The 2,406-nt window shown below is 74.0% G+C and carries 2 protein-coding genes; both read right to left on the bottom strand.

From position 1 onward, the window contains the following. Positions 1-1,236: ATP-binding protein (locus tag ABZ281_RS46125; RefSeq protein ID WP_356664455.1), on the bottom strand; the 1,236-nt coding region annotated here is incomplete at its 3' end. Next, positions 1,233-2,406 (bottom strand): cobaltochelatase subunit CobN (locus tag ABZ281_RS46120; protein WP_356664453.1); only part of this gene is annotated, 1,174 nt, incomplete at its 5' end. The genes ABZ281_RS46125 and ABZ281_RS46120, both read right to left, overlap by 4 nt.

Here is a 2,406-nt window from a genome sequence, read left to right as displayed (position 1 = left end):
AGGGCTCTGGCAAAACGACCCTGGCCCGCGCCCTGGAGGAGGCCGGGTAGCCCGTGCGGCCGACTGCTCGCCGGCGCCCGAGGGCTGCGGCTGCCCGCCCTCACCGGCCTCGGGCCGGGCCGCGGTGTCGCCGTCGCCCTGGGGCGCGTCGTCGGGCTCCGGCTGTCCGCCGCCCCCGCCGGGCCCGTCCGGGCCGGGGTCCGGATCCGGATCGTCGTCGTCCGAGCCGCCGAACTCCTCCAGGGTCTCGTCGAGCTTGTCCTCGTCGAGCCCCGGCGCGTCGAAGGGGTTGCGCCGCCGCCGGTGCGGCAGCGCGAGCAGCGCCGCCTGCCGGACATCCTCCGCGAGCACGTCCGTGCGCCCGGCCCAGGCCGCCAGCGCGGTGGCGGTCCGCGCCATCACGATGTCCGCGCGCATGCCGTCGACCTCGAAGGCCGCACAGGTCGCCGCGATCTGCCGCAGCGCCCCGTCGCCCAGCCGCACGGACGGCAGCAGCTCCCGCGCGGCGACGATCCGCGCACGGACGGCGGCCTCCTCCTCGGCCCAGCGCGCGGCGAAGGCGGCCGGGTCGTCGTCGTAGGCCAGGCGCCGCCTGACGACCTCCACCCGCTGGTCCGGCTCCCGCGAGGCCGCGACCTCCACGGTCAGCCCGAACCGGTCGAGCAACTGCGGCCGCAGCTCGCCCTCTTCGGGGTTCATGGTGCCGACGAGCAGGAACCGCGCGGCATGCCGCACGGAGACGCCCTCGCGTTCGACGTACGAGGCGCCCATCGCCGCCGCGTCCAGCAGCAGGTCGACCAGGTGGTCGTGGAGGAGGTTGACCTCGTCGACGTAGAGGATCCCGCGGTGCGCGTCGGCCAGCAGGCCCGGCTCGAAGGCCTTCACGCCCTCCGAGAGCGCCCGCTCGATGTCCAGTGCGCCGACCAGCCGGTCCTCGGAGGCGCCGACGGGCAGCTCGACCATGCGCGCGGCCCGGGTCTCGAACGCCCCCGGCTCGTGCGGCCCGTCCGGGCAGCCGGGGTCGGGGGAGCCGGGGTCGCAGGAGAAACGGCAGCCGGAGACGACGTCCAGCGTGGGCATGAGCGCCGACAGCGCCCGCACCGCCGTCGACTTTGCCGTGCCCTTCTCGCCGCGCACCAGTACACCGCCGACCGCCGGGGACACCGCGTTCAGCAGCAGCGCGAGCCGCAGGTCGTCCTGGCCCACGACGGCCGTGAACGGAAAGGGGGTGGTCACTTCTCGTCGCCCTCCAAGTCGCCTTCGAGTTCCAGATAGGTGGCCCGCAGCCGCTGAAGCGTCTCCGCGTCCGGCTCGGCCCACAGTCCGCGCTCCGCGGCCTCCAGCAGCCGCTCGGTGATGCCGCGCAGCGCCCAGGGGTTGGACTTCTTCATGAAGTCCCGGTTCTCCGGGTCGAAGACGTACTCGGCGCTGAGCTTCTCGTACATCCAGTCGTCCACGACCCCGGCCGTGGCGTCGTACCCGAAGAGGTAGTCCACGGTCGCCGCCATCTCGAAGGCGCCCTTGTAGCCGTGCCGCCGCATGGCCGCCATCCAGCGCGGGTTGACCACCCGGGCGCGGAAGACGCGGTGCGTCTCCTCGCCGAGCGTGCGGGTCTTCACCTGGTCCGGGGTGGCCGAGTCGCCCACGTACGCCTCGGGGCTCGCGCCCGTCAGGTGCCGCACCATGGCGACCATGCCGCCGTGGTACTGGAAGTAGTCGTCGGCGTCGACCAGGTCGTGCTCACGCGTGTCGACGTTCTTCGCGGCGACGGCGATCCGCTTGAACGCCGTCTCCATGTCCCCGCGGGCGGCCCGCCCGTCGAGCCCCCGGCCGTAGGCGTAGCCGCCCCACACCGCGTACACCTCGGCGAGGTCCGCGTCGGAGCGCCAGTTGCGGGCGTCGATCAGTGGCAGCAGACCGGCCCCGTACGCCCCCGGCTTGGAGCCGAAGATGCGGGCCGTGGCCCGGCGGCGGTCGCCGTGCTCGGCGGTGTCCTGGTCGGCGTGGGCCCGGATGTGGTTGGACTCCGCCGGCTCGTCCAGCTCGGCGACCGTGCGGACGGCGTCGTCGATCAGACCCACGACGTGCGGGAAGGCGTCCCGGAAGAACCCCGAGATGCGGACCGTCACATCGATGCGCGGCCGGCCGAGCTCCGCCAGGGGAACCACCTCGAACCCGGTCACCCGCCGCGAGGCGTCGTCCCACACCGGCCGGCAGCCCAGCAGCGCCAGGATCTCGGCGATGTCGTCGCCCTGGGTGCGCATCGCCGAGGTGCCCCACACCGTCAGGCCGACGGACGTGGGGTAATCGCCGGTGTCCTGCAGATACCGCTGCACCAGCGAGTCCGCGAGCGACTGCCCGACCTCCCAGCTCAGCCGGGACGGAATGGCCTTGGGGTCGTCGGAG

This window comes from Streptomyces sp. NPDC006265 (genome assembly GCF_040613555.1).
Classification (GTDB): Bacteria; Actinomycetota; Actinomycetes; order Streptomycetales; family Streptomycetaceae; genus Streptomyces.
This window is presented reverse-complemented; position numbering and strand designations above follow the sequence as displayed.